Annotated in this window: 17 protein-coding genes, 1 tRNA gene and 1 riboswitch; of the genes, 10 read left to right on the plus strand and 8 right to left on the minus strand. The window is 72.4% G+C overall.

Translation table 11 applies throughout. The annotated features are described in order from the left end of the window. Window positions 1-46: 46 nt before the first annotated feature. On the minus strand, window positions 47-562 hold the full coding sequence (locus tag ACIQOU_RS30455; protein ID WP_401541743.1) for a MarR family winged helix-turn-helix transcriptional regulator: 516 nt from the start codon (window positions 560-562) through the stop codon (window positions 47-49). 244 nt (window positions 563-806) lie between these two features. Between ACIQOU_RS30455 and ACIQOU_RS30460 the strand changes: the two genes are divergently transcribed. The 6 genes from ACIQOU_RS30460 to ACIQOU_RS30485 all read left to right on the plus strand — a co-directional run bounded on the left by ACIQOU_RS30460 (window position 807) and on the right by ACIQOU_RS30485 (window position 7495). Then, complete coding sequence (locus ACIQOU_RS30460) at window positions 807-1937, plus strand: dihydrofolate reductase family protein (protein WP_401541746.1); 1131 nt, start codon at window positions 807-809, stop codon at window positions 1935-1937. Between the two features lie 122 nt (window positions 1938-2059). Next, window positions 2060-3295, plus strand: coding sequence for an alginate lyase family protein (locus tag ACIQOU_RS30465; protein WP_401541748.1), 1236 nt, complete (start codon window positions 2060-2062; stop codon window positions 3293-3295). A gap of 100 nt (window positions 3296-3395) precedes the next feature. Beyond that, window positions 3396-3469, plus strand: a tRNA-Met gene (locus ACIQOU_RS30470). Window positions 3470-3760: 291 nt separating this feature from the next. Continuing rightward, window positions 3761-4870 (plus strand): PP2C family protein-serine/threonine phosphatase, encoded by a 1110-nt coding sequence (locus ACIQOU_RS30475; protein WP_401541751.1) that lies wholly within the window; start codon window positions 3761-3763, stop codon window positions 4868-4870. Window positions 4871-5114: 244 nt separating this feature from the next. Next, window positions 5115-5272, plus strand: a riboswitch (cyclic di-AMP (ydaO/yuaA leader). A 10-nt stretch (window positions 5273-5282) separates the two neighbouring features. Next, a complete protein-coding gene (locus ACIQOU_RS30480) occupies window positions 5283-6323 on the plus strand; it encodes a M23 family metallopeptidase (RefSeq protein WP_401541754.1) in 1041 nt (346 codons plus the stop codon). A gap of 227 nt (window positions 6324-6550) precedes the next feature. Next, on the plus strand, window positions 6551-7495 hold the full coding sequence (locus ACIQOU_RS30485) for an aldo/keto reductase (RefSeq protein WP_401541757.1): 945 nt from the start codon (window positions 6551-6553) through the stop codon (window positions 7493-7495). A gap of 41 nt (window positions 7496-7536) precedes the next feature. On the opposite strand, the gene ACIQOU_RS30490 is transcribed toward ACIQOU_RS30485, so the two are convergent. From ACIQOU_RS30490 to ACIQOU_RS30505, 4 genes are all read right to left on the minus strand, one after another. Beyond that, the gene (locus tag ACIQOU_RS30490; RefSeq protein ID WP_401541760.1) at window positions 7537-9039 is read right to left on the minus strand and encodes a PrsW family intramembrane metalloprotease; all 1503 of its coding nucleotides are present in this window, start codon (window positions 9037-9039) and stop codon (window positions 7537-7539) included. A 121-nt stretch (window positions 9040-9160) separates the two neighbouring features. Next, window positions 9161-10000, minus strand: coding sequence for a tRNA (guanosine(46)-N7)-methyltransferase TrmB (gene trmB, locus ACIQOU_RS30495; protein ID WP_401541763.1), 840 nt, complete (start codon window positions 9998-10000; stop codon window positions 9161-9163). Between the two features lie 158 nt (window positions 10001-10158). After that, window positions 10159-11376: an L-2-hydroxyglutarate oxidase gene (gene lhgO, locus ACIQOU_RS30500; RefSeq protein ID WP_401541765.1), complete on the minus strand. Its 1218-nt coding sequence runs from the start codon at window positions 11374-11376 to the stop codon at window positions 10159-10161. Between the two features lie 120 nt (window positions 11377-11496). Continuing rightward, a complete protein-coding gene (locus ACIQOU_RS30505) occupies window positions 11497-12921 on the minus strand; it encodes an MFS transporter (protein ID WP_401541768.1) in 1425 nt (474 codons plus the stop codon). Between the two features lie 758 nt (window positions 12922-13679). On the opposite strand from ACIQOU_RS30505, the gene ACIQOU_RS30510 reads away from it, so the two are divergent. After that, window positions 13680-15788 (plus strand): asparagine synthase-related protein, encoded by a 2109-nt coding sequence (locus ACIQOU_RS30510; RefSeq protein WP_401541769.1) that lies wholly within the window; start codon window positions 13680-13682, stop codon window positions 15786-15788. Between the two features lie 305 nt (window positions 15789-16093). Here the strand turns inward: ACIQOU_RS30510 and ACIQOU_RS30515 are convergent, their stop codons facing one another. Both ACIQOU_RS30515 and ACIQOU_RS30520 read right to left on the minus strand, forming a co-directional pair. Then, window positions 16094-18019: a sigma-70 family RNA polymerase sigma factor gene (locus tag ACIQOU_RS30515; RefSeq protein ID WP_401541771.1), complete on the minus strand. Its 1926-nt coding sequence runs from the start codon at window positions 18017-18019 to the stop codon at window positions 16094-16096. A 302-nt stretch (window positions 18020-18321) separates the two neighbouring features. Beyond that, window positions 18322-19080 (minus strand): TetR/AcrR family transcriptional regulator, encoded by a 759-nt coding sequence (locus ACIQOU_RS30520; protein WP_401541774.1) that lies wholly within the window; start codon window positions 19078-19080, stop codon window positions 18322-18324. 373 nt (window positions 19081-19453) lie between these two features. Here ACIQOU_RS30520 and ACIQOU_RS30525 point away from each other — a divergent pair, with 373 nt between their 5' ends. After that, window positions 19454-20818, plus strand: a complete 1365-nt coding sequence (locus tag ACIQOU_RS30525) for an NAD(P)/FAD-dependent oxidoreductase (protein ID WP_401541776.1) — start codon at window positions 19454-19456, stop codon at window positions 20816-20818. A 214-nt stretch (window positions 20819-21032) separates the two neighbouring features. Then, window positions 21033-22685, plus strand: a complete 1653-nt coding sequence (locus ACIQOU_RS30530) for a SpoIIE family protein phosphatase (RefSeq protein WP_401541779.1) — start codon at window positions 21033-21035, stop codon at window positions 22683-22685. 16 nt (window positions 22686-22701) lie between these two features. Here the strand turns inward: ACIQOU_RS30530 and ACIQOU_RS30535 are convergent, their stop codons facing one another. Next, on the minus strand, window positions 22702-23976 hold the full coding sequence (locus tag ACIQOU_RS30535) for an MFS transporter (RefSeq protein ID WP_401541794.1): 1275 nt from the start codon (window positions 23974-23976) through the stop codon (window positions 22702-22704). Between the two features lie 140 nt (window positions 23977-24116). Here ACIQOU_RS30535 and ACIQOU_RS30540 point away from each other — a divergent pair, with 140 nt between their 5' ends. Beyond that, window positions 24117-24671: a MarR family winged helix-turn-helix transcriptional regulator gene (locus ACIQOU_RS30540; protein WP_401541781.1), complete on the plus strand. Its 555-nt coding sequence runs from the start codon at window positions 24117-24119 to the stop codon at window positions 24669-24671. The last annotated feature ends 345 nt before the right edge of the window (window positions 24672-25016 follow it).

Raw genomic sequence — 25016 nt, forward strand, 5'->3', positions numbered from 1 at the left:
CCCTACCTCATGCTTTAAATTTGAAGCAACCAGTTCGCGACGCAGGTCACGTACAGGGCGGCGCGGACCGCCGGCGCCACGGCACGTCGTCCGGCGTCGGCCGTGAGCCGTCCGCCTCCATCGCCCGGGTGATCCCCGAGCAGATCTCCTCCAGCTGGCCGACCTGTTCCTCGGTGAGATGGTCGAACAGGGCCGCCCGCACGGTCTCGACATGTCCGGGCGCCGACCGTTCCAGGGTCGCCATGCCCGCGTCGGTGAGGGCGGCGACGCTGCCCCGTTTGTCCCAACGGCAGTTCTCCCGCCGTACCAGACCGTCCTTCTCCAGCCGGGTGACCGCGTAGGTCAGCCTGCTGCGGGTGATCTTCGTCCGCTCGGCCAGCTCGGTCATCCGCAGCCGCCGTTCCGGGACATCGGAGAGGTTGGCCAGGATGGAGTAGTACAGATGGGGCATGCCGGCGTCCTGCTGGAGCTGCCGGTCGATCGCGTCCTCGACGAGATGCGCCGCGGCGATGTACGCGCGCCAGGCGCGCTGCTCCTTCGAGGTGAGCCAGCGAGTCGTCATACCGCCAGTGTAAGTTTGTTTCAAACTTGAACCAAGCCCGCCACCCCCGACCCGTACAACCCGTACATCCCGGGCCCGCCGGATGGCCGATCCCGGACCCTGACCCGTACGACCCGTACGACCCTGATCCGACGGGTGGCCGATCCCGGACCCCGACCCGTGCGACCCGTAGAACCCTGACCCCGACCCGACCCTGACCCGACCCTGACCCGACCAACCCTGACCCGACTGGGGGAGTACGTCGATGCCGTACCCGTACGTCCTGCTGTCCGCCGCCGTCTCCCTCGACGGCTACCTCGACGACGCCGGCCCCGACCGCCTGCTGCTCTCCAGCCCCGCCGACTTCGACCGGGTCGACGAGGTCCGCGCCTCCGTCGACGCCATCCTGGTCGGCGCCGGCACCATCCGCGCCGACAACCCGCGCCTGCTGGTCAACTCGCCCGAGCGACGGGCCGCCCGCGTCGCCGACGGCAGGTCCCCGTACCCCCTGAAGGTGACGGTGAGCGGCTCCGGGGAGCTGGACCCCGACGCCCAGTTCTGGCACACCGGCGACGCCAAGGTCGTCTACACCACCGACAAGGGCGCCGCCCGGGCCCGCGCGCTCTCCCTCGCCGCCGACATCGTCGCCCTCGGCCCCGACCTCGACTGGCGCGCTCTGTTCACCCACCTCCACGAGGAGTACGGCGTCCGGCGGCTCATGGTCGAGGGCGGCGGCCGCATCCACACCCAGCTCCTCCAGCAGGGCCTCGCCGACGAACTCCAGCTCGTCGTCGCCCCCCTCTTCGTCGGCACCCCGCACGCCGCCCGCCTCTTCGGCCCCGGCGCCTACCAGCCCGGCCGACTCCGCCTCGTGGAGACCCGGCAGATCGAGGACGTCGTCCTGATGCGCTACGAACCCACCGCCCCCGGCGCCGGCCCGCTCCCCACCGCCGCCGACCATCACTGGCTCCGCCTCGCCTGCGAACTGGCCGCCCTCTGCCCACCGTCCACCACCGCCTTCAGCGTCGGCGCGGTGATCGTCGCCGCCGACGGCACGGAACTCGCGCGCGGACACTCCCGCGAGGGCGACGACACCGTCGTTCACGCGGAGGAAGCGGCGCTCGCCACACTCGACCCCGCCGACCCGAGGCTGCCCGGCTCCACCGTCTACTCCAGCCTCGAACCCTGCGCCCACCGCGCCTCCCGCCCCCGCCCCTGCGCCCGGCTGATCCTGGACGCGGGCGTGCGGCGCGTGGTCACCGCCTGGCGCGAACCGAACACCTTCGTGACAGAAGCCGACGGCAACGGGCTGCTGGCGGCGGCCGGAGTCGACGTGGTCGTCCTCCCGGAGTACGCGGACGCGGCCCAGGCCCCCAACGCCCACCTGGCGGACTGAGGGCGAGCAGGGCCCCGTAGGGGGCGCCCTCCCCCTCCCCCCGGCCGATCGGCCCAACAGATCCTGCGGGGCGCTCCCGGCCGGGTCACTCTGCGAAGGGATCGGTCCGGAGCAACGCGGAGGTGGCAGTGAGATCAGTCCGAAGGCGAACGGCGGTGCTCGCGGCGGCGGCGCTGGTCACGGGGACCGTCGCCTCGTGCGGAGTCACCGGCACCGGCAACCGCACCATGGCCCGCGCCCTCCCCCCGGACGCCGCGTTCACCCACCCCGGAGTGCTGGTCAGCAAGGGGCAGTTGGACACCGTTCGCGAGAAGGTCAACGCCGGGAAGCAGCCGTGGCTGCGGGCGTTCCTCGACATGCGGGACAGCAAGTACGGGTCGTACAAGTACAAGCCCGAGCCCTACACCAGCGTCGACTGCCCCGGCGGCGACAAGGCCGACCGGCCCGCGCACGGTTGCCTGGAGGAGCGGCAGGACGCCATCGCCGCCTACACACAGGCCCTGCTCTTCAGCGTCACCGGCAAGCAGCAGCACGCGGCCAAGGCGCGGGAGATCATGGACGCCTGGTCGGGGAAGATCAAACGGCACACCGAGGAGGACGCCGGTCTACAGACCGCGTGGGCCGGGTCGACGTGGGCGCGGGCCGCCGAGATCGTCCGCTACGCGCCCGGCTCGGGCTGGCCGGCGGACCGGGTGAAGCGGTTCGAGACGATGCTGCGCACCGCCTACCTCCCGAACATCAGCAGCCAAGTCCCGGACTACAACGGCAACTGGGACCTCGCGATGACGGACGCGGCCATCGGCATCGCCGTCTTCACCGACGACCACAAGGGGTTCGACACCGCCGTCAAACGGTTCCGCGACCGGGTGCCCGCCTACTTCTACCTGGAGAAGGACGGCAAGGTGCCGCTCACCCCGACCGGCTCCACGATCACCACGCCGCAGAAACTCCAGAGCTACTGGTTCCAGCAGACGGGGTTCAAGGACGGCGTCGCCCAGGAGACCTGCCGCAACTTCAAACACGTCGGCTACTCGCTCGCCGCCACCGGCCACATCGCCGAGACCGCCTGGCACCAGGGCGTCGACCTGTACGACGAGGTCAAGGACCGGCTCAAGGCCGCGCTCGCCCTGCACGCCCGCTACCAGCTCGGCAGGAGCGCCCCGGCCTGGCTGTGCGGCGGGAAGATCGACCGCAGCCTGGGCCCGGACCTGGAGGTAGCCCTCAACCACCTGGAGGACCGGCTCGACATCCAGGTGCCCGAGGCGCACAAGCTGGCCGAGCGGTACCGGCCGGCCGGCACCGACGACCTCTTCGTCTCGTGGGAGACCCTCACCCACGCGGGTAACCCCGCCGACTGATCCCGCCGACTGATCCCGCCGACTGGTCCCGGCTCGGAGGGGCTCCGGACAACGCGTGTGCGTTTCACCCCGCGGATGGCGTATGGTTAAGGAACACCGACGCGGGGTGGAGCAGCTCGGTAGCTCGCTGGGCTCATAACCCAGAGGTCGCAGGTTCAAATCCTGTCCCCGCTACTCAAGGCCGATGGCCGGAATCCGATAAGGGTTCCGGCCATCGGTGTTTCTCCCCTGTACCGACGTTTCTCCGCTGTGCCGAACGGTTCTGCCGCACGGTTCTTTCGGGTCTCCGGGTTCCCCCTAGGGCTCATCCCGTAGAGCCGTTTCCCTAGTACTTCCGTAGTGCTCGTCCGCGCTCGCCCCCCCTTTTTTCCCATCCGGCTTTCTCATCCGGTCGGCTCACCCCGGTCGCCGGGCGCGTTCCGGGCGGGAAACCTGGACGTACACCGGACACGTGGGAGACGAGCAGTGGGGCCTGGTGACCAGAGGGGCCCGGCGGGCGAGGGACGGCGGATCTCCTTCGCGCGTCGCTTCGCCCGCCTCCTCCCCCTCCTGCTGATCGCCGTCGGGTTCGTCTACGACTACTTCACCCCGCAGCAGTTCACCGCGTCCCCGCTCTTCGCCGCCGCGCCCCTGGTCGCCGCCCCCCTCTACAGCCGCCGAGGCACGGTCCTGACCGGCCTCGCCTCCGTCCTCGCCGTGTTCGTCATCCATCTGCGGCTCGGCGTCGTCCTGCACGCCGACTCCCTGACGGAACTGGCGACCGTGGCGACGGTGGTCGTCCTCGCCGTCCTCATTAACGTCCTCGTGCGCCGCAGCGACGCCCAGCTCGCCTCCCAGCGCGAGATCGCCGAGGCCGCCCAACGTGCCGTACTGCCCGAACCGGCCGAGCGGATCGGCGGGTTCGACATCGCCGCCCGCTACGAGGCCGCCCAGGCCGACGCGTCCATCGGCGGCGACCTCTACGCCGTTCAGGACACCCCGCACGGCGTCCGGCTGATCGTCGGGGACGTCCGCGGCAAGGGCATGGGCGCGGTGGCCGCCGTTGCCGTGCTGATCGGGGCGTTCCGGGAGGCCGCCGAGCAGGAGGTCACCCTCGAAGCGCTGGCGCAACGGCTGGAGCGGGCCCTCGCCAGGGAAGGCACCCGGCGGGACGCGCTGGACGCCTTCGAGGCGTTCACCACCGCCGTCCTCGTCGAACTCCCGCACGGCGACGGCATCGCCCGCATCGTCACCCGGGGCCACCCGCCGCCGCTGCTGCTCGGGACCGACGGCACCGTCCGCGCCCTGTCCCCTACGGAACATGCCCTACCGCTCGGGATGGGGGAGTTGGGGGGTGGGCCCGATCGCGCCGAGGAGGCCGAGTTCCCGAGCGGCGCGACCCTGCTCCTGTACACCGACGGGCTCTCGGAGGCCCGGGACGCGCACGGGGAGTTCTTCGACCCCGAGGCACGGCTCGCCGGGCGGGTGTTCGACAACCCCGGCCTGCTGCTCGGCGCCCTCGCCCAGGAGGTGCGTCAGTACACCGGGGGCGGCACGGCGGACGACATGGCGCTGCTCGCCGTTCGCCGTCCTTGAGAGGCACCACCCGCGTGGTCACCCGATGTGAGCGGGCGAACTCCCTCCGCATAACAAGTGACAAACGGTCAGCGCACGTGATGTTTGGGCAGGGAGGTCAACTCGCCCGTTTTTTGGCGCTCATGGGCCGTACGTCCGTGTCGAAAACGTTAATGATCAAGGGGAACAGCTTGGAATCACCGCCCCGGGTCTATTAACGTTCGATAACGCAGCGCGGTCGTCCCAGCCGTCACCAAGGCGGCTCCGTGCGCACGCGCCGAATCCCGTAAGGGAACCGGGGAACCACCAACTTGGGGTGAATCGCGCTTTTTCCGTCGTGTCCGCACGGCGGGTATACGCGCGTAGGAGACCTTCCTGCTCCGAACCCGTCAGCTAACCCGGTAGGCGAGAAGGAAGGAAGGAGTACGCCTAAGTGGCGTCCAACAGGCCTGCTCCGACGGCCCCGCCCATACCGGACCAGTACCCCGGCGAGAGCTTCGGCTTCGGCGGCCCCGGCCCCGACGAGGGCCCCTGGCAGGAGTGGAACCCCACCGCGGAATCCCTGGCTCCGGTCCGCGGCCGGCACCGGGTCGCCAAGCAGCGCGGCGGGGGACTCGCCCGCAGTTCGACGGTGCTCGGCGTCGGCGTCATCGCCGCGATGGGCGCGGGCGGCATGGCCAGCGCCAACACCGGCAAGCCGCCGGTCTCCATCTCGATGCCCGACCTGCCCTCCTCCGTGGGCGCCGTGTTCGACGACTCCGACGCCACGCCCGAGCAGGGCTCCGCCACCGCGCTCAGCTCGGTCGGCGTGACCTCGAAGGAGACCGTCCAGGGCACCCGGGACGCGGGCGAGGCGCTGCGCGACCGGATCATGGCGCAGGCCGAGAGCCAGCAGGGCCAGATCGACACCAAGGCGCAGGCCGCCGCCCAGGCCGCCGTGGCGAAGCAGGTCGCCGACGCCACCGCCAAGGCGGAGAAGGAGGCCGTCGCCAAGGCCGCCGCCGCGAAGAAGAAGGCCGATGCGGAGGCCGCGAAGAAGGCGGAGGCCGCGCGTCTGGCCACGCTGGCCAAGCAGTTCACGTTGCCGACCTCGTCGTACACGATCACCGGCACCTTCGGGCAGGCCGGCGCGATGTGGTCCTCCGGGTATCACACGGGCCTCGACTTCGCCGCCCCTACGGGCACCCTCATCAAGGCCATCCACAGCGGCACGATCACCGAGGCGGGCTGGGCCGGTTCCTACGGCTACCGCACGATCCTGACCCTGGACGACGGCACCGAGCTGTGGTTCTGCCACCAGTCCTCGATCAACGCGACCGTCGGCCAGAAGGTCTCCACCGGTGACGTCATCGGACGCGTCGGCGCGACCGGCAACGTGACCGGGCCGCACCTCCACCTGGAGGTCCACCCCGGCGGCCAGGCCACGGGCATCGACCCGATGACCTGGCTGCGCGGCAAGGGCCTCACCCCGTAGGACCGACCCGTACCCGTACCCGTACCCGTAGTTCTCGGGTACTACGGGGCGACCCGTACGCCTCGGGTACTACGGGTCAGCCCCTACGGATCAGCCCTTACGGGGTCAGCCCCTACGGGTCAGCCCGTACCTCTCCGGTAGGTCGGTGGTGGGGTGCGGGTGATCTTTGGGGGCGTGGCGGCACGGCGGTTGAATGGGAGCCTCCTGTAGGGGCGTTGATGGGGGACATGACTTCTCCGCGCAAGCTCGGCCCGTCCGACCTCACGGTCTTCCCCCTCTCCCTCGGCGGCAACGTCTTCGGCTGGACCGCCGACGAGGCCACCTCCTTCGCCGTGCTCGACGCCTACGCGGCGGCGGGCGGCAACTTCGTCGACACCGCCGACGCGTACTCGGCGTGGATCGAGGGCCACTCCGGCGGCGAGTCCGAGACCATCATCGGCAAGTGGATCGCGGCGCGCGGCAACCGTGACGACGTCGTCATCGCGACGAAGGTCAGCCAGCACCCCGACTTCAAGGGCCTGTCGGCCGCCAACATCAAGGCCGCCGCCGACGCCTCCCTGCGCCGCCTGGGCACCGACCACATCGACCTCTACTACACCCACTTCGACCAGCCCGAGGTGCCGGTCGAGGAGATCATCGGCGCGCTCGACGCACTCGTTCGGGCCGGGAAGGTGCGGCACATCGCCGCCTCCAACATCAGCGCCGAGCGGCTCCAGGAGTCCCTGGACCTCTCCGAGCGCGAGGGCCTCGCCCGGTACGTGGCCCTCCAACCGCACTACAACCTCGTCTCCCGCGACACCTACGAGGGCGAACTCCAGGACGTCGCCGCGCGGGCCGGCCTCGCCGCCGTTCCCTATTTCGCGCTGGCGTCCGGGTTCCTCACCGGCAAGTACCGGCCCGGAACGACGGTGGACAGCCCGCGGGCGAGCGGTGCCGAGGCCCACCTGAAGACCGAACGGGGCCGGCGCGTCCTGACGGCCCTGGACGAGATCGCCGCCGCCCATGACGCCGAGGTCGCCACGGTGGCGTTGGCCTGGCTCGCGGCCCAGCCGACGGTCGCGGCGCCGATCGCGTCGGCCCGCACGGTCGAGCAGCTGCCCGCGCTGCTCGCGGTGGCGGAACTGACGCTGACGGAGGGCGAGTTGCGGCGACTGACGGAGGCGTCGGCCTGACGGTCCCGGCCCACCGGGTTGCGGGTTGCGGGCTGCGGGGGCTAGGGGGCGGCGTACGGGTTGTATGGGGAGGGGGACGACGAGGGCTGCTGCGGGATCGTCGGCCCGCCGTACCCGTACGACCCGTAGCTCCCCGGTACTCCCTGGCCCTGAGCCCCGTACCCCTGAGCCCCGTACCCCTGAGCCCCGTACCCCTGAGCCCCGTACCCCTGCGGCCCGTGGCTCTGCACTCCGTACCCGTACCCCTGGGGTAGGCCGTACCCCTGCGTCCCGGGTGCCCCCGGCATCAGCCATGGGGGTGTGAAGACCGGGACCGGTGGGGCTGTCGCGCGGGCCGCGTGTTCCAGGGCGGGGCGGGCCGTGTCGCGGCGGTGCCACAGTTCGTGCAGCAACTCCCGTTCCCTGACGACGAAGTCGGCGCCCGCCCGGCCCCGGCGCCCCCGGTGCCGCAGGAACGCCAGCGACGTCGCGTACGCCTCGTACTCGGCGACCGTGCGGCCGGCCGGTCGGCCCAGATGCCGGGCGGCGTAGTCGCGGGCCATCCGGCGGGCCCGCATCGAGCCGAGCGCGTACGGCTCGGGCGGGCTCAGCCAGCCGGCCGCCGTGTACGCGGGCAACTCCTCGCGCACGGTGCGCAGTTCACGTTGCCGGGTCCAGATCACCAGCCAGGTCAGCAGCCCGAACGCGGGCACCATGAACGCCGCGTACACCGCGAAGAACCCGTAGGTGCCGAACGTCGACGAGCCGTTCCACAGGGCGTGCATGCCCATCGCGAGCAGCAGCCCCGACAACGGCAGCACCACCCGCCGCACGTACTGGCGGTGCGCCGACAGCGCGGAGATGCCGAAGCCGATGCCGGTGAAGACCGTGAAGAGGGGGTGCGCGAACGGCGACATGATGACGCGGACGAAGAACGTCGCCGCCGTCACGGAGGCGATGCCGCTGTCGCCGGTGAGCTGGTCGGTGCCGAACGCGGTGCCCAGATAGAGGATGTTCTCGGTGAACGCGAAGCCGGTCGCGGTGACGCCCGCCACCACCACGCCGTCGACGATCCCGGTGAAGTCCCGGCGCCGGAACAGGAAGACGAGCAGCACGGCCGCGGCCTTCGCGGACTCCTCGACGATGGGCGCTATCACCGTCGCCCCCAGGGTGTCCGCGCCGGACGGGTCCGCCGTCGCCGTCGCCAGCCAGCGGGTCGCGAAGCTGTTGGTGACGATCGCGATCAGCGCCGCCGCGCACGCGCCCCACGCGAACGCGAACACCAGGTTCCGCCAGGGCCCGGGGGCGACCCGGTCCAGCCAGCGGAACGCGGCGAGGAGCAGGGGTACGGGCAGTACGGCGAGGCCGAGCCCGACCAAGAACCCCTCGCTGCCGGTCTGTTGGCGGACCAGGGCCAGGATGACCAGGCCGGAGAGCGCGAGCAGGGTGATGAGCGCCCCGTACCGCACCCACCGGCGCTGCCACCAGTGCGCGTGCCCGAGCACTCCGCCGGTCGCACCTCCGGGGTGGGGCGGATGCGTCGGGTACGGGGGGAAAGTGGCCACGAGGTTGACCCTAACGAGCGAACGCGCCGCCCGCGACGGTGCCTCGGGGTACCCCCGTCAGGGTGCCCCGGCCGGGATGTCCCGGCCGGGATGTCCCCTAGCCCTACCCCTACCCCTAGCCCTAGCTCGGGTCCTGGTGCGGGACGCGGCGGAAGAGGAGGTCGTTCACGACGTGCCCCTTCTCCAGGCCCTGGCCCTCGAAGCGGGTCAGCGGCCGGAACTCCGGGCGCGGTGCGAAACCGCCGTCGGGCCGGGTGTTCTCGAACGCCGGGTGCGCGCTCAGCACGTCGAGCATCTGCTCGGCGTACGGTTCCCAGTCGGTCGCGCAGTGCACGGTGCCGCCCGGGCGGATGCGGGTCGCGACGAGGTCGAGGAACTCCGGCTGGATCAGCCGCCGTTTGTGGTGCCGCGTCTTGGGCCAGGGGTCGGGGAAGTAGACGCGCAGGCCGTCGAGGGAGTCGGGGGCGAGCATCTCGCGCAGCAGGATGATGGCGTCGCCGTTGCCGACCCGGACGTTGGTCAGACCGTGCTGGTCGGCGAGGCCCAGCAGATGGCCCTGGCCCGGGGTGTGCACGTCCACGGCGAGGATGTTGGTCGCCGGGTCGGCCGCCGCCATCCGCGCGGTGGCCTCACCCATGCCGAAGCCGATCTCCAGGACGACCGGATGGGCGTTGCCGAACAGCTCGGCCAGGTCGACGATCCGCCGCCCGTCGATGTCCAGTCCCCAGACCGGCCACAGCCGCTGCAACGCGTCCGCCTGCCCGGAGGTCACCCGGCTGCGACGCGGCTGGAAACTCCGAATCCGCCGCTCGAAATGCGAACCGGCGGGATCGGGCTGGGGCCCGTCGGGGAACCGGGGCTCACCCTTGGGACGAGCGGGATACGCGTCCCGCGCCGGGGCCGGTTCGCCGGTCGGCGTGGCAGGGCGCGGGGTCTCGGGAATGCGGCGCGAGTCAGACACAGTGGGTCGATTTTACGCGGGCGGGGGGAGGACAACGCGGGGCGGCTTGGGCCGTGCCGAGTGGGATGGGCGCCGAGGGGCGCTCGGGCACTACGGGGAAGTTCGCGAGCCGCCCCTGGCCCCCTCACCGCCCCGCCCCTACCTCCCCCACTCGCCCCTCATCCCCCCAGCTCCGCCAAGGCTCGGTGGGCTACCTCTCTGCCGATTGGGAGGGACGCTGTTGCCGCCGGGGACGGGGCGTTGAGGACGTGGACGGTGCGGGGCGTCTGCTTGATCAGGAAGTCGTCGACCAGGGTGCCGTCGCGCAGGACCGCCTGGGCGCGGACCCCGGCCGGGGTCGGGATCAGGTCCTCCTCGCGGACGGCGGGCAGCAGGCGCCGTACCGCCTCGGTGAACGCCCGCCCGGAGACCGACCTGCGCAGCTCACCGGCGCCGTACCGCCAGTGCCGGCGGGCCAGGTGCCAGGTGCCGGGCCAGGCGAGGGTGGCGGCGATCTCCCGGGGCCGTACGACGCCCCAGCCGTAGCCTTCGCGGGCGAGCGCCGGTACCGCGTTCGGGCCGATGTGGACGCCGCCGTCGATCCCGCGCGTGAGGTGGACGCCGAGGAACGGGAACGCCGGGTCCGGCACCGGGTAGACCAACCCCCGGACCAGCTCGGGCCGTTGGAGGGCGTAGTACTCACCCCGGAACGGCACGATCCGCATCTCCGGGTCGTCCCCGGCGAGGCGGGCCACCTCGTCGCAGTACAGCCCGGCGCAGTTGACGAGAACCCGGCCGCGCACCACGTCACCCCGCGAGGTCCGCACCGCGACACCGAGGTCGGCGCGTCGGTCCACCCGGACCACCCGGGCCCCGTAACGGATCTCGGCACCGGAGGCGTCGGCGAGGTGCCGGGCGACGGCGACGAAGTCGCAGACGCCGGTCGTGCCGACGTGTATCGCGGCCAGCCCGCGCACCTCGGGCTCGTACTCGGCGATCTGCGCGCCGCCCAGCTCCCGCACCGGGATGCCGTTCTCCCGGCCGCGCTGCACGAGCGCGTGCAGGCGAGGCAGCTCGGCCCGCTCGGTCGCGACGATCAGCTTGCCGGTGACGGCGTGTGCGATGCCGTACTCGGCGCAGAACTTGATCATCTCGGCGCCGCCCCGCACCGCGTACCGCGCCTTCAGGGAGCCCGGCCGGTAGTAGATGCCGCTGTGCACGACCCCGCTGTTGCGCCCGGTCTGATGCCGGGCCGGGCCGGGCTCCTTCTCCAGCACCGTCACCCGGGTCCCCGGCGCCGCCCGGGTGATCGCGTACGCCGTGGACAGTCCGACGATCCCGCCACCGATCACGAGCACGTCACAGTCATAGGCGATCGCCGACCGCACCTGCACCACCTCCCACCTCGATAGTGCACTGCGCCACTGACAGTCACTTCAAACGCGGGCGAGCACACGGGTGAGGAGACCGGCAAGGACCAGGGCGAGCGCGGGTGCGGGGCGGCGCCTAGGCGGCCCTCACGCCGGAGCCATCAGCAGCGGCCGGGCGCGTTCGCGCAGCTCCACCACGCGCGGCTCGTCGCCGTAGGGCTCCAGCCGGTGCAGGAGATCCTTGACGTACTCCGTCGTCCGCGCGGACGAGATCCGTCCGGCCACCTCCACGGCCCGCACACCCTGCTCGCACGCCCCGTCGAGGTTGCCGGACTCCAGCTCGGCGACGGCGGAGACGACGAGCCGCAGCCCGTGCGAGCGCACGAACTCCTCCGTCGGTTTCGACAGCGCCTGTTCGGTGAAGCGCCGTACCTGCCGGGGCGCCTTGAGGTCGCGGTAGCACTCGGCCGCGTCGGCGGCGAACCGGTCGTAGGAGTAGAAACCCAGCCAGGACGGGTCGTTGTCGCCGTCGCGGGCCCGCTCCAGCCACCCTTCGGCGGCCTTGAGGGCCGTGCCGGCGGCCTGCGCGTCACCCGCGCGCGCGTGGGCGCGTGCCTCGACGAGGCGGAAGAAGCTCATGGTGCGGGCGGTGGCCAGCCCCCGGTTGCGTTCCAGGGCGGCCTGCGCGAGGTCGACGCCCTCGTCGCCGAAGCCCCGATAGGTCGCCTGGAGGGACATGGAGGCCAGGACGTACCCCCCGAGCGGAACGTCGGCTGCGGCCCGGGCCAGCCGCAACGACTGGATGTAGTACCGCTGGGCGGCCTCCTGCTGGCCGGTGTCGAAGGCCATCCAGCCGGCGAGGCGGGTCAGTTCGGCGCTGGCCCCGAACAGGGCGCGGCCGACCTCGTCGGAGTACGCGCCGAGCAGCAGCGGCGCCGCCTCGACCCTTAAGCACTCCGGCACCATCGACGAACGCCAGTCGCCGCCGCCGTACTTGGAGTCCCAGCGCCGGGCGTCCTCGGCGGCCTCGCGCAGTTTCTGGACGTCGCTGTGGCCGACTTTCTGCGGTGCGCCGGTGCCCTCGGCGGGGCCCGTCTCGCGCGCGACCGAGGAGTCGGCCGGGGTTATCAGCCAGCGTGAGGCGGGCGTGGCGTACGCGCTGACCGCGAAGGAGCCGGCCAGCGACTGCCATATGCCACCGGAGCCTGCCCGGCGGCCCGCGAGGTCGAGCCGGTACAGCTCCGTCGCGGAGCGCACCGCCTGCCCGACGTCCCGGGGGAAGGCGAGGCCCACCTCGGGTGCCGGATCGGCGTCGGCGAGACCGATCTCGTGCAGCGGCACCGGGCGGCCCAGCTTCTGCCCGATCGCGGCGGCGATCAGGTGCGGCGCGGCACCCTGCGGCACCATGCCCTTCGACACCCAGCGCGCCACCGACGTCTTGTCGTAGCGAAGAGTCAACCCGCGTTGGGCGCCAAGGTCGTTGACGCGACGCGCGAGTCCTGCGTTGCTGATTCCCGCGAGGGCGAGAACGGTGCCGAGCTTTTCGTTCGGCCCGCGTTGCTCCCTGGACATGCGCCACCCCTCGACACAGACGGCTGCCGCTCTGGCATAACCACGCGGCATTCGTAAACCCAGCGTAGTTCGCCGCATCCCAAGCGTTAAGGGGCATTGTTCCGGATGGCGGGATTGTGGTCCGTGCGCCCGAGCGGGCCCGACACGGGCTGTCGCGCTGTGCTCCCACTGTGTGGCCGTGCGCCTGCGCGTGCGCTCTTCTCCGGCCACCGCGGGAGCGCTTCCATGGACCCTGCGTGGGTCGGCCCGCTGGACTGGATACCAGGGGGCTGGGGGACACCGCCGCCTTCATCCCCGCGGGCGGCGGACCGGTCCGGGGGGCGAGCTCCGCCTCCCGGACCGTGCGCGGACCGGGTACCGAACGGGGGGCGGAGGGGCGGCAGGTGGGCGCCGTACTGGCCGGTACGGGTCGGTACAGAGCGTACGCACGGGGCTTCCGTGGCGTTCCGACGGCGTTCCCACCGCCCTTTCCGCTGAGCCTAATTGGCCGAAAATCATCCCTGCCCTCCCCGGGTGATCACCCCTCCCACATGGGAGTTGAGGGCGCGAACGGCGTTTTTAGGGGGCGCGTCGGGGGCGCATTCGCGTCGCAACGACCTTGCCCACCCAGCCCGTTGAACACCCCGGGAGGGTGAGCGCCGGGCCTCGGGCCCCGGTGCGTCGACGGTGTCTCCGCCGCTCTGTGGCGCGTTCTTCATGGCAGCATGGTGAACCGTTCGTACGGTGCACTGAATTGTCCACAGCCTGTGGAGGCGTCCATGCGGTGGTTGGTGGGATGGAGCAGCACCGCCGCGAGGAGAGCCGGCATCGGCTCGGCGGGAGCGTCCGGACCCGACGGCGAGACCGTGCAGCCGGTCGGCTCGCACCTCCTGTGGGGCGACCCCGACCCGCTCTGGGCGGTCGGTGACTGGCGCCCCGACGAGGTGCGGGTGGTCCACGCCGACCCCGAGAACCGGATCGCCGTCCTCGGCACCTGCGCCGCCTCCGACGAGGAACTGCGGGTCGGCCTGTTCGCCGCGCGCGGGGGCGCGTTGCGGCATCTGACGGCGTGGCCGGGCAGCTACACGGCCGTCGTCCAGGTCGGCCGCCGGATCACCGTCTGCGGCGATCTCGCAGGTGCGCGCCCCGTTTTCCACACCCCCTGGGAGCAGGGGACCGCGTATGCGACGGCCGCGCTGCCGCTCGCCGACCTCGTCGAGGCCAACCTCGACTTCGGCCACCTCGCCGCGCTCCTGGCCGCCCCCGACGTGCCGGCCGCGCTGCACGACTCCACGCCGTACGAGGGCGTGCGGCGCGTTCCGCCGGGGCACGCGCTGATCCTCCGCGCCGGGGCGCGCGAGATCGCCGGCTACGAGCATGTCGCGTCCCTCGCCGTGGCCGCCCCGATCGCCGACCCGGACCGTGCCGTCGACGGGGTGCGTGACGCGCTCGTCGACGCGGTACGCGCGCGTATGTCGGCGCCCCGGCACGTCCCCGGCGTCGCCATGGACCCCGGCCCGGTCCCCGGCATGGGCCCCGCCGAACGCCGCGCCGCGCGCGGGATGCCGGTCGCCGGGATAGGAGCCGACCTGTCCGGCGGCCCCGCCTCCGGCACCCTGGCGCTGCTCGCGGCCGGCCTGCCCGGCATGCCGGGCACCGTCCTCGGACACGGCACGGGCGCGGGCGAACGACTGCTGGCGGTCACCTTCAACGACCTGGTCGTCGGCGGCCGCGAGGCCGAGGTGCAGCGGGCCGGTGCCCTGGCGGCGGGCCCGCGCCTGCACCACGTCGTGGTCACCGGCGACGAGGACACCCTGCCCTACGCCGACCTCGAAGGCCCCCTCACCGACGAGCCGGGCCAGTGCCTCGTCAGCGCCGCCCGGCACCGGTCCCGGCTGGCCGCGGGCAGCGCCGACCACCTCACCGGATACGGCGCCCGCCAGGTCCTGGACGCCCACCCGGCCCGCCTCGCCGACCTCCTCATGGACCGCCGACGCCGGCACCTGGTGCGCCCGGTCGCCGCGCTCACCAAGGCCGACGGCTCGGTGCTCGTCCCCGCGCGCGTGTACGGCGCCGCCCGCCGCCTCGCCCGCACCTCCTACCTCGACGGCCTCGAACTCCTCGCCCAACGGCTCCTCCAGCGCCGTTTCGACGAGCCCGGCGGCGCCGTCGGGGCCTCCCTGGCCGCGCTCACGTGGGCGCGGCCAGGGCCCGCGGCACGCTGGCTGACGGGCGAGGCGCTGGCGGAAGTATCGGTTCGCCTCCAGTCGTCGTCCCGCCGCTCGACGGTCGCCCCCAACCAGCGCCCCGGCGACTACCGCGCGCGTGCCGCCCTCGCCCGCACGGCCGCCGAGTTCCGCGTCCTGGAACAGGCGGCGGAGATCCGCTCCCAGCGCCTGCACGCCCCGTTCCTCGACAACCAGGTGGTCCGCGCCTGCCGCGCCCTCCCCGAGGCCCTGCGCGTCCAGCCGGGCGCCCGCGCGGACATCCTGCGAACGGTCCTGGCAGGCGCCGGCGTCAGCGACCTCCCCCCGGGCTGGGGCGCCCCCACCCACGCCCCGTCCTCACAAGCGGCCCGCACCGGCCTGAGAACGGCGATGCCGTCCCTCACGACCCTCTTCGGCACCCCCCTCCTGGCCCAGGCGGGCCTGGTGGAGGCCCGAGTGGTCCGCAAGGCCCTCCGCGCGGCAGCGGAAGGCGAACCCCTCCCCGTGGACGGCCTGGCCGACCTGGTCTCCCTCGAACTCTGGCTCGGCCGCCTCCTCGCCCGCCGAGGCACCTGCTGGACAGGCACCCCGTCCCGCCAACGAGCAGTCCCCGAGGGCATCACCCCGAAAAGGGAAGCCCTGGCTTCGGGAGGAGCAACCTCCAGCCCGTCCGGCGTTTGAGGACACACAGCGGGCACGGTTCTTCTCGATGCCGGGCAGGGCAATTCAGCCCGTGGGGGTCCCCTCTGGGGGAGCTTGAGGACGCACAGCTGGGTACGGTTCTTCTCCACGCCGGCCGGGGCACAATCAGCCCGTGGGGGTCCCCCTCTGGGGGAGTTTGAGGACGAGCCCGTTCAGGGCGAACGGGGGTCTGGGGGCGGAGCCCTCAGAAGGCGGGGGTCAAAGGGGGCGCGCACCCCTTGATGCCGACGGGACGGGAAGGGGCGGCGGGGGCGAAAAACTCGGCAACAACGCCGCCGCACCCCCTACGCACAGGTGAACTTCGACTCCGCCCAGTCCGCCGGCATCAACGCGTCGAAGCCGTTACGAGGCTCGACCACAAGCCGCACGGTCCGCCGCCCGGCGAGGCCCACATGGACGGGCACGGCAGGCTCGCCGCCCCGCACCTCACCGGAGCGCCACACCCGAACGCCGTCCGCGTAGACGGAGAAGGACAGCGCGCCGAGCCCGAGAGCGAGGTCGTCGACACCGACCAGCGCGTCGTAGGAGGTGCAGGAGCGGTTGAGGTCGACGGTGACGGAGGACCGCCCGTGCACGGTCACGCCGTGCGCGTACGACCGCCCGTCGATGGACACCCCGTACCGCTGCCACACCCAACTGCTCTCCCCGAGCCGCATCTCAGGCCCCTCCCCATCACCGTCGAGTCCGTACGACAACTCACTCAACGGGTAGACGACGGAAACGGCCGACGGCGTCGGAGTAGGCGTGGGCGTGGGCGTAGGCGTCGGAGACGGCGTGGAGGTCGGCGTGGGTGAAGGCGTCGGCGTCGGCGTGGGGGCCGGTGTCGGCGTAGGCGGCGGAGTGGACGCGGGGACGGGCACCGGAGGCTGCGGCGCGGGCTTCTTCGCCGGAGGCGACGGCGACGGGGTCGGCGACTGGGGCGCGACGACCGGCGCGGAGACGGGCGGCTTGGCGTCGGGCGGGTCCGGCGGGACGTCCTTGCCGGCCAGCGCGAGCGCGACGGCGGCCGCGGCCGCGGCGACGACACCGGCCGCGATCCCGGCCTTCGCCGGCGCCCCGAGCCCCTCGGAGGCCGCGGCACCGCCCCCGGCCCCCGCCCCGCCGGAGGTCCCGCCGGCCGCAGCCGCCGCGCCCGCCGCGCCCGCCGCCCCGGCCCCGGCGCCCCCGGCGACGAACGCGGCGGCCTTGGCGTACCCGGCCGCCCCGAACCAGCCGATGACGGCGACCGGCACGACCGCCGGGATGCCGCGCGCGACCTCGTTGATCTGACCGGCGGCGAGGCTGCACCGGGCGCACTCCGCGAGGTGCTTGCGCAGGCCCCGTTCGGCCCGGGTGCGCAGCCCGCCCCGGGCATAGGCGCCGAGCCGGTCGGCATACCGGGCGCACTCCGCGTCACCGACCAGGGTGGCGCTGACGTGTGCCTGCAAGTAGGCCTGCTTGAGCCCCTCGCGGGCGCGGCTGGCGAGCACCCGGGTGCCGTTGGCGTCGAGCCCGAAGAGCGTGGCGACCTCGCTGGGCGACTCGTCCTCGACCTCGGTGTGCCACAGCACCGCCTGCCAGCGCTCGGGCAGCGACCGGAAGGCCTGCATCGCCATGGACTGTTCGGCCTCGTGCATCGCGCGCACGTCGGCGCCGAGGTCGAGGGTGTCGTCGTCGGCGGCGGACTCCGTGCCCCGGGAGGCCTGGGTGGCGAACACCGCGAAGTCGTCGACGAGGTGCTCGCGCCGGGCCGACTTCGTCCAGCTCGCGGCCACCCGGCGCACGGAGGTGAGCAGATAGGCGCGAACGGCGTGCTGGGGCCCGGAACCGCCGCGCACCGCCTGGAGCATGCGGGCGAAGACCTCGGCGGTGAGGTCGTCGGCGGTGTGCCCGTCCCGGCAGCAGGTGCGGGCGTACCGGCGCACGGCGTCGGCGTGCCGGCGGAACAGCTCCTCGTAGGCGCTGTCGTCGCCCGCGCGCATCCGGCCGAGCAGGTCGGCGTCGGCCGCGGGCAGCTTGCGCGGCGGCGGCAGGACGCTGTCCTCGTGGCTCCCGTGGTCCTCGTGCCGGTCGCGCTGGGCGGGGACGGTGCCCTCGGCGGGCGGCCCCGGCTCGGCCGTGCGGTCCCGGCGCGGGACGTCAGCGCGCCCGCCCTGGTTCGGCACCTGCGGGGTGCCGCCGGCCTGTGGGTCACCGTCGTCGAGTGACCCGTCCCGCCCGTCAACGCTCATCGCGGAAAGCCCCCGCCGCCTGCCCTGCCCGTCCTGAACACCCGGTCAGAGTGCCATATTGGCTTTTGGTCAGAACCCTCTCGGGGCGGTGCTTCCACTCGTCCGAGGGCACTTCTCGCAGGGCGGTACTAACCCTCACCCGTTCGGGGAAGGGTCAACGGGCTCTTTGGCCAGGAGAGTTGGGTGAGTGGCCGGAAATGTCCGGTGAGTTCCCGGCGTGCGGCGGGCGCGCGGGCTGTGCGAAGCCCACGCCCCACCGTCACCTTTTCGAGTCACCCGCCGTCATCGACGAGCTGACGACCTCACGCCGGACGGGCCCGCAGCCCCTCCAGCAGGATGTCCAGTAAACGGGCCGAGGCCGCCGCCTGCTGCGCCGCGTCCGGCAGCGAGGGCGCCGCCGTCGCGATCACCAGCAGCACGTCCGACACCGAGACGTCGGGCCGCAACTCACCCGCGGCCCGCGCCCGGTCGACCAGCCTGCCGACGACATCGAGCAGCTCCCCGGCGCCCGAGTCGTCGTCCACCGGCACCACCGGATCGCTGTCGGACACCAGCCGCAGCTCACCCGAGCCCAACTGCCCGCGCTGCTGCGGCACCCGCGTCGCCTCGCCACCGTCGCCCGGCTCGTCCGCGACCCCCACCCGCAGCACCTGCGGCGGCAGCAGCCGCCCGGCGCCCGAGGCCACCGACGTCCGCAGGAAGCGCGAGAGCGCCGACCACGGCTCCTCCTCCTGGCCGAGCGCCGCCCTGGCCTGATCGGTCAGCCGGGCGGTCTCCTCCTCCGCTATCCGGCGGACCAGGACGTCCTTGCTCGGGAACCGCCGGTACACGGTCCCCACACCCACCCGGGCCCGCCGCGCCACGTCCTCCATCGGCGCGCCGTACCCCAGCTCGCCGAAGACCTCACGCGCCGCACGCAGCACGTGCTCCAGATTGCGCTGTGCGTCCACGCGCAGCGGTGCCGTCCGCGAACCGTCCCCGCGTCCACCGCCCGCCGCGCTCACCATGCCGCTCGCCGCGAGAGCGGATGCGGCCGGCCAATGAGATTCCTGAATGCTCATGATTGATCCCCCGGTAATGACGTCTCCCCCCGGAGACTCCCCGCCATTGCAAGCCGAGGCTCAAGGAACAAACCCGTATCTCGCGTCCACCCGTCGCGGACCCGATGGGCACACCCCCCGCACCCCTTCGTCACACGAACATAGTTGAGTGAGGGTCAATTCAGAAGGGGCAGGTTCCGCACGGAGCGCCCCCCGATCGGAGTACGGGGCGTATACGCCCTGAATGCACCCCCTTCAGCGCCCGCGCATATGCCCGCTGACCTGCGAACCTGACGGTGACTCCGGCAATTCGGCCAACTATCGGGGCCCTTGGCTTGCGGTCACACAAACGGTCGAGGCTGTGGACAAACAGCGGTCATGGGTGCGTCATGGGATGGTGAAGGAACGTGCGCGCATTCTCGTTGTCGGCGGCGGCTACGTCGGCATGTACACGGCCCTGCGCCTTCAACGGAAGTTGAAACGCGAACTCCGTCGCGGCGACGTCGAGATCACTGTCGTCACACCCGACCCGTACATGACGTATCAGCCGTTCCTCCCCGAAGCCGCGGCCGGCTCGATCTCCCCCCGGCACGTCGTCGTCCCCCTGCGCCGCGTCCTGCCGCACTGCCGGGTCGTCGTCGGCGAGGTCCGCAGCCTCGACCACGGAAAACGCACCGCACACCTCACCACCCTCGCCACCGAGGAAGAGGGCACAGGCCCCGATCAGCTGGAGTACGACGAACTCGTCCTCGCCCCCGGCTCCATCGCCCGCACCCTGCCCATCCCCGGGCTCGCCGACCACGGCGTCGGATTCAAGACCGTCGAAGAGGCCATCGGACTGCGCAACCACGTCATCGAGCAGATGGACATCGCCTCCTCCACCCGCGACCCCGCCCTCCGCGACGCCGCCCTCACCTTCGTCTTCGTCGGCGGCGGCTACGCGGGCGTGGAGGCCCTCGGCGAGCTGGAGGACATGGCCCGCTACGCCTCCCGCTCCTACCACAACGTCCAGCCCGACGACATGAAATGGATTCTCGTCGAGGCCTCCGACCACATCCTCCCCGAGGTCGGCGAGGAACTCGGCCGCTACACGATCACCGAACTGCGCCGCCGCAACATCGACGTCCGCCTCACCACCCGCCTCGAATCCTGCGCCGACCGCGTCGCCGTCCTCAGCGACGGCGCCCGCTTCCCGACCCGCACCGTCGTCTGGACCGCCGGCGTCCGCGCCCACCCCCTGATCGCCGCGACCGACCTCCCGCGCACCGACCACGGACGGCTGAAATGCACCGCCCAGTTGACGATCGACGGCGTCACGCACGCGTGGGCGGCAGGAGACGCCGCGTCCGTCCCCGACGTCACCGCAGGGCCCGGCGCCCACACCGCGCCCAACGCCCAGCACGCGCTGCGCCAGGCCAAGGTCCTCGGCGACAACATCGTCCACGCCCTGCGCGGCGAGGAACTCCAGACGTACGCGCACGCCTCCGTCGGCTCGGTCGCCTCGCTCGGCCTCCACAAAGGCGTCGCGCACGTCTACGGACGCAAGCTGAAGGGCTACCCTGCCTGGTTCATGCACCGCGTCTACCACCTCAGCAGGGTCCCCACCGTCAACCGCAAGGCCAGGGTCCTCGCCGAATGGACGCTCTCCGGCCTCTTCAAGAGGGAGATCGTCTCGCTCGGTTCACTCGAACATCCCCGTGCCGAGTTCGAACTCGCGGCCGGTGGAAAGCCTTCTGACGACCCGAAGGGGTCGTCCTGACCGGACCCGGGAACTCCCCGGCCCTGTGGGGCGTCTGACGGATGTCGCCTCGGTCGGCCCCCTGCCAGACTGACCCCCGCCCCCAGGACGACCGCACACCCACCCCTCGACCCACGAGGCTGTCCCCCCAAGTGCCGCACCCCCGGGGTGCCGAGCCCCGGACCCACGGCCGGGTCCGGAGCCGGCCGAAGACGACGACACGAGGCAAGGATTCGTGAACTTCACGCGCTGGAGCGCCCGGCTCCCCGGAAAGCAGCACCGCGCGGCAGCGCGGGCCGACCACCCGGTCACCCCCGACCGGCGGGGAGAGAGCGCGGGCACCGTCCCCGCGGCCCGCGCCGAACACCTCACCGACGACCACCCAGGCGTCCCCGCCGTCGACGAACTCCCGGTCCGTGACGTCCTCGACCGCGTCCCCGCCCTCGTCGCCCTGGTCCACGGCCCCGACCACCGGGTCGCCTACGTCAACGACGCCTACGTGGCCGCCTTCGGCACCCGCCCCCTCGGCGAACCGACCCGCGACGCCCTCCCCGAGCTGGACGAACTGGGCCTGCTCCCGCTCCTCGACCAGGTCCTGCGCAGCGGCAGACCCCGCACCCTCAAGTCCCGCAAAGCCCCCGACGGCCGCTCATACACCTTCACCTGCACACCCGTCACCGAAGGGAACGAGGACGACGGCAGCGTCCTGATCTTCGCCACCGACGTCACCGACCACGCCGAAGCCGCCGAACGCCTGCGCGCGAGCGAACGCAGCCAGCGCGAGACCGCCGTCACCCTCCAGCGCTCCCTGCTCCCACAGGAACTGGAAGAACCCGACGACCTCCGCATCGCCGCCACCTACCACCCCGGCGGCACCGAGACCGCGGTCGGCGGCGACTGGTACGACGTCATCACCCTCGGCGGCGGCCGCACCGCCCTCGTCATCGGCGACGTGATGGGCCGGGGCGTCCGCGCGGCGGCCGTCATGGGCCAGCTGCGCACCGCCGTACGCGCCTACGCCCGCCTCGACCTGCCCCCGCACGAGGTCCTCCAGCTCCTCGACGGCCTCGCCTCCGAGATCGACCCCAACCAGATCGCCACCTGCGTCTACGCCATCCACGACCCGAACGAAGGCCGCCTCGTGTACGCCTCCGCCGGGCACCTGCCGATCCTGGTGCGCGACGAGAGCGGCGCCGTCCAGCGCGCCGACGAACCGACCGGCCCGCCCCTGGGCACCGGCGGCTGGATGCACGCCTCGGGCTCGATCGCCCTCGGCCCCGGCTCCACCGCCGTCCTCTACACCGACGGCCTGGTCGAACGCCGCGACCAGGACCTCGACGAAGGCATCGCCGCCCTGGAACAGGCCCTGGCCGGAGCCACCGGCACCCCGCAGGTCGTCTGCGACCGCCTGGTCCGCTCGGCCGGCGTGACCGCCGACCACGACGACGACGTCGCCGTCCTGGTCCTCCAGCACCCCGCCCACACCGGACCCGACGGCGAACTGTTCCGCAACGCCGCCCTGGAACTGCTCGGCGGCATCGAAGCCGCCCCACGCGCGCGTGCGTTCGCCTCCGGCGTCCTCACCAGCTGGCGCTTCCCGGCCGAACTGCACGACCTCGGCGTCCTCGCCGCCAGCGAACTCGTCGCCAACTCCCTCCAGCACGGCACCCCGCCGATGCGCCTGCGCCTGCGCCGCACCGACCGCCGCCTGATCATCGAGGTGACCGACGGCGACGACCACCTCCCGCGCCGCCGCCAGGCCGAACCGGCCGACGAGTCCGGCCGCGGCATCGCCATCGTCGCGACGATCGCCACCCACTGGGGCTCCCGCAGAACCCCCGGCGGCGGCAAGGCCGTCTGGTGCGAGTTCGTGCTCGCCAAGACCTGACCCGGCGCCCGCTGTCTCAGGCTTCGGCGGCCACGGCCTCCGAAGCCGACCCACCCCGCACCACGACCCGGCTCCGCACCCGCCACGGCTGGTCCTGAACGTCGCTCAACCGCCGCCCGAGCCGCAGCGCCAACACCGTGATCCCGAGCGAGAACAGCAGGAACGTCACGATGTACGGCGCGTGCAACGACGCCCCCATCGGCCCGCCCACCGCCGGACCCACCGCCAGCGCCAACTGCTTGACCAGCGCGAACGCCGAGTTGTACTGCCCCGCGAGCCCACTCGGCGCCAGATCCGCGACCAACGGCGCCACGGTGGGCGACAACATCGCCTCCCCGAGCCCGAACAGCGCGTACGTCGACACGAAGGCCGCCGTCGCCATCTCCTGGCTCCCGTGCCCGAGCCCCGCGAACCCGGCCGCGCCCCACGCCACCGCCCAGATCAGCCCCACCGCCGCGATCACCCGCGACCGCCGACGCCGTTCCACGAACCTGAGCACCACGAACTGCGCGACGACGATCATCAACGTGTTCGCGGCCAGCGCCGTCCCCAGCACCGACGTCGAGATCCCCGCGGCCTGGACCCCATAGGCACTCAGCCCCGACTCGAACTGCCCGTAGCAGGCGAAGAACAGCACGAACCCCAGCACACACAGCTGCACCATCGCCCGGTTCCCGAGCAACTGCCGCCAACCGCCCGCACCGCTCCCGCTCGGCGCCCCCTCGACCCGCGGCGCCCGCGGCAGCCGCACGGTCGCCATCACCGCCACCAGCACCAGGAACACCGCCGCCTCGATCGAGAACAGCAGGGTGAACGACGACACCCGCTCCGCGTCCACCAGATGCCCGCCGATCAGCCCGCCGACGCCGAGCCCCAGGTTCTGCAAGAAGAACTGCGACGCGAAGGCGCGCGACCGGGTCTCCGCCGTCGAGCAGTCCACGATCATCGTCGCGAGCGCCGGCTGCATCACGGCCTGCCCGGCCCCGAGCGCCGACGACGCCAGCAGCACCGCCGCCGCGTTCCCCGCGAGCCCCAGGCCGAGCGCTCCGACAGCGGCGGTGACCAGGGCGGCGAACAGGACCGGCAGGGGACCGCGCCGGACGATGGCCCGCCCGGCGAACGGCAGCACGACGAGCGCCGCCACGGCGAAGACGGCGAGCACGAGCCCCGCCGTCATGGCTCCGAGCCCCCGCACCTGCGCCACATAGACGTACAGGTAGGGGACGGTGAAGCCGAGCCCGAACGCGCTGAGCGCGTTCCCCACATGAATCCGGCGCAGCTGCGCGCCCATCGCCCTGGTCACGTTCACCTCTCTCAGGTAGTTGAAGATCTTGAGTACTTAGCTGGGAAGACTTCAAAGCTAAAGTTCGAAGGTAAACAGTACATCTAGAAGAACTTCAACGCCAAGCAACGCCATGCCATACTGCGGCCATGGGTGACACCCCCGGCCACATCGGCAGCGAACCGACCCTCGACGAGCAGATCGCCGCCTACCAGCGCGAGTTCCGGGACCTCGACCCCCAGGTCGAGCAGATCGTCTCGGCCCTGTCCCGGCTCAACCGCCGGATGAACGTCGCCTACGGCCGCCAGACCTCGGCGCTCGGCATCAGCAACGCCGAGTGGGAGGTCCTCAAGGCCCTCGTCCTCTCCGGCGTCCCCTACCGGCTCGGCCCGAGCGACCTCGCCAAGCGGCTCGGCCTGACACCGGCCGCGATGACCCACCGCATCGACCGCATGGTCGCCGAGGGCCTGGTGACCCGGGACCGCGACGAGTCCAACCGGGTCCGCGTCATCGTGGAGCTGACGACGGAGGGCCGGGAGAAGTGGCTGGAGGCGATGCGCCTCGCCACCGTCTTCGAGGAGGACCTGCTCCAGGACCTCCGCCCCGAGGAGCGCACGGCCCTCGGCGAGGTCCTCGTCCGCCTGCTGCGCCGGGTGGAGCACGCCCAGCCGGACGCCGGCGGCCGCCTCACCGACCTGGACTGAGGGGCGGGGCCTCGGTCCCCGAAAAGTTCTTGACAGGGCCGTTTGACACGCCCCTGGCCGATGCGTAATGTTCTCCGGGTTGCCGCGGGGCCGTAACGGTTCTTCGACAGCACCTCAGCCGCTCAGAGCGGCAACCCCACACCACAGCACGATCTCCTGCACGGGTTGATTTCGGCGTGCCCGAATTCAATTCGAATAGGGGCCCGGCAGCCCGATTGGGAATCGCCGGAGCGATCCGCTAAGGTTTGGGACGTCGGAACGGCCCAACAGCCGGGAAGGCAAAGCCCGCTGACTGGGAATCAGGCCCGAAAGGATCTGATAGAGTCGGAACCGCCGGAAAGGGAA

Origin of the sequence: Streptomyces sp. NPDC091279, from assembly GCF_044757465.1 — a bacterium.
In the GTDB taxonomy this organism is placed as follows: Bacteria; Actinomycetota; Actinomycetes; order Streptomycetales; family Streptomycetaceae; genus Streptomyces.